Genomic DNA, 2,972 nt, shown 5'->3' with positions numbered 1-2,972 from the left:
GTGATCATCAACAACCCCTACCTGACGACGATCTCAGCATTTGTCTTCTGTATGCTCGCAACGATTGCGATCATTGCTATTGCAAAGGTGAAGGCTTCAGCGCCTGAGGTCGTTATCCTCGCAGGTGTTGCACTCTCCTCGCTCTTTACGGCAGGGGTGATGTTCCTCCAGTACTTCAGCGATGATGCACAGCTTGCGGCGGTCGTCCACTGGACATTTGGGGATGTCGGGCGTGCTGGGTGGTCTGAAGTCATTTTCATGGGAGTAATTGTCACCATCGCCTGTATCTACTTTATCTTCAACCGGTGGAACTACAATGCAATGGATGCCGGTGACGAGACGGCAAAGGGGCTTGGGGTGAATGTCGAGCGGCTCAGGAACGTCGGGATGATCGTTGCTGCACTGGTCACCGCGGTCCTCGTCTCGTTCCTTGGGGTGATCGGGTTTGTGGGGCTTGTCTGCCCTCATATGACCCGGCGGATCATCGGGGATGAGCAGCGGTACCTGATCCCCGGCTCGATTGTGATGGGCGGTCTCCTCCTCCTTGCGTCAGATACGGTTGCCCGGCTCATTGTCGCACCGTATGTCCTCCCGGTTGCCATCCTGACGGCGTTTATGGGCGCACCGGTCTTCATCTACCTGCTGCTCCGGGGGTATAACCGATGATCCTTGGTGTTGATGAACTGAAGTTTATGTACCGGAATCAGGGGATCCTTGAGGATATCGCCTTCTCCATCAACGAAGGTGAGATTGTCGCGATCCTCGGACCAAACGGTGTCGGGAAGACGACCCTTTTAAAATGCTTAAACCGAATTCTTGTCCCAAAGCAGGGTGTCGTCTCTGTCTGTGGCGATGCGATCACCTCCCTTGACCTGATGGAGGTTGCCCGGCGGATCGGCTATGTTCCCCAGCGGGTGGAGACCGGCAGGCTGACCGGATTTGATGCGGTCCTCCTCGGCCGCCGCCCGCATATCGGATGGGATATCACCGGTAAGGATCTCCGGATTGTTGAGGCGGCATTTCGAAAGTTTGGGATCAACCATCTCCGCCTCCATTACATCGATGAGATGAGCGGAGGTGAACTCCAGATGATCGCAATTGCCCGGGCCTTTGTCCAGGAACCGAAGATCCTCCTCCTTGATGAACCGACGAGTGCGCTGGATCTGAAGAACCAGGTCGAGATCTTACATAAGATCCAGGAGATCGTTTCTGAGCACAGCATCGCTGTTGTGATGACGATGCATGACTTAAACACTGCACTCCGGTATGCGGATCGGTTTATCCTCTTAAAGGATCGATCGATCCATATCTGCGGGGACCGGAGTGTCATCACCGCCGAAGAGATAGAGGCAGTGTATGGTGTCCCGGTGATGATCGGGGAGATTTCCGGGGTGCCGTGTGTCATCCCGAGATGCCTCTGCAATGGCAATGGAAGAAAAGAAAAGATACCAGAAGAAAGAGTTGGTAGTACCTATGTGCGAAACACATGAGCATCATGATGAATTCTCCGGGGCATACCCGGCTTTTGAAGAGTGTGTGACTTTCCATGGCCATTCGTGCCCTGGCCTTGCAACGGGATATCGTGCCGCAACGGCGGCGATGCGGGCGCTTGGTGTTGCCCGCCCCTATGATGAAGAGCTCGTCGCGGTCGCAGAGACCGATGCCTGCGGGGTCGACGCGATCCAGATGGTGACCGGCTGCACCGCAGGAAAAGGGAACCTTGTGATCCATGACTATGGGAAGCATGTCTTCACCTTCTACTCCCGCGATACAGGTCGGGGAGTTCGGGTCCTGATTAAGAACCGCGAGATGCCGGGAAAAGCCGAGATGGATCTCCTCAGGAAGAAGGTCTTTGCAGGAGAGGCAACTGATCCCGAACGGAAGCGGTTTTATGAGCTGATGGCTGAGGCGACCCTTGCACTTCTGAGTATGCCGGAAGCAGATGTACTCTCACTCTCCGAGGTTGCCTTTGAACCACCAAAGATGGCACGGATCTTTGCAACCGTCATCTGTCCGGATTGCGGCGAGCCGGTTGCTGATGCGAAGATGAAGACGGTGAACGGGAAAACCGTCTGTGCCCCCTGTGCTCTGAAGAACTGATACAGAGTAGATGATACGACCAAAAACATCCCTTTTTTTGTTCTCCTATTGATGCGAAAAAAGTTGAAGTTAACGATGAACTTTTTACCTTCACCACCAGAATAGATCCTATGAAGGTACTTCCGATATGTGTATGCCTCTTTCTGGTGGCATCTCTTGCTGTTGCCGGTTGTGTCTCAGAGGCACCGCCAGCACCTCCCGGCAAGGCCGTTCTGGGATTGCCCGGAACTGAATGGGAACTCGAGACGATCTCTGTCACCTCGGTCAATCTTGTTGAAGGGACGAAGATAACCCTCATCTTCGATGAGGAAAGCCTCGGCGGCACTGCCGGGTGCAACCACTACTTTGGCTCATACAGTCTTGATGAGAACAGAATCTCAATTGGAGGAATTGGCTCGACACTGATGTACTGTGGAGACCCGGGTGTTATGGAACAGGAGAGCCTGTACCTCTCAATACTCGGAGAAGCGGCATCAGTCCGGATAGATGGGGATAAACTCACGCTCTTTGATGCAGCCGGAGCAGAAAGCCTGATCTTTATCGGAATGAAGGAGAAACCGCCGGTCGTCTCTGCCCTTCCGGGAACAGAATGGCAACTTCAGACGATCGGATCAAAGGATGGAACCGCCTCATCAGTTGTCTCCGGAACCAGTGTTACTCTCGTCTTTGATGACGAGGGTGTCAGCGGGTCAGCGGGATGCAACCGTTATTTTGGTTCATATACGGTGCATGGGAATACCATCTCTGTTGGAGCGATCGGATCGACGAAGATGCACTGCGGAGAACCCGGTGTGATGGATCAGGAGCAGCGCTACATCGCCACCCTTCATGAGATTGTATCGTTTGGGATCGATTCAGATCGACTCACCCTC

The 2,972-nt window shown here is 53.9% G+C and carries 4 protein-coding genes; all 4 read left to right on the top strand.

Translation table 11 applies throughout. From position 1 onward, the window contains the following. The coding region (locus Q7V06_RS07225; RefSeq protein ID WP_304840070.1) for an iron ABC transporter permease at window positions 1-666 on the top strand (666 nt) is incomplete at its 5' end. Then, entirely contained in the window at window positions 663-1,490 is an 828-nt protein-coding gene (locus tag Q7V06_RS07220; protein ID WP_304840068.1) for an ABC transporter ATP-binding protein, read from the top strand. The genes Q7V06_RS07225 and Q7V06_RS07220, both read left to right, overlap by 4 nt. Beyond that, on the top strand, window positions 1,474-2,100 hold the full coding sequence (locus tag Q7V06_RS07215; RefSeq protein WP_304840066.1) for an FmdE family protein: 627 nt from the start codon (window positions 1,474-1,476) through the stop codon (window positions 2,098-2,100). The genes Q7V06_RS07220 and Q7V06_RS07215 overlap by 17 nt, the downstream gene beginning before the upstream one ends. Window positions 2,101-2,210: 110 nt before the next feature. Next, window positions 2,211-2,972, top strand: a 762-nt coding sequence (locus Q7V06_RS07210; protein ID WP_304840063.1) for an META domain-containing protein, incomplete at its 3' end; no start/stop codon positions are given.

Origin of the sequence: Methanocalculus sp., assembly GCF_030651615.1 — an archaeon.
In the GTDB taxonomy this organism is placed as follows: domain Archaea; phylum Halobacteriota; class Methanomicrobia; order Methanomicrobiales; family Methanocorpusculaceae; genus Methanocalculus.
Note: the sequence above shows the minus strand (reverse complement) of the source record. Positions and strands in the feature narration are given on the sequence as shown.

What these genes read in the sequence shown, in the direction of transcription:
- Q7V06_RS07215 (WP_304840066.1), top strand. Translation starts at nt 1,474, where the DNA reads ATGTGCGAAACACATGAGCATCATGATGAATTCTCCGGGGCATACCCG.
- Q7V06_RS07220 (WP_304840068.1), top strand. Translation starts at nt 663, where the DNA reads ATGATCCTTGGTGTTGATGAACTGAAGTTTATGTACCGGAATCAGGGG.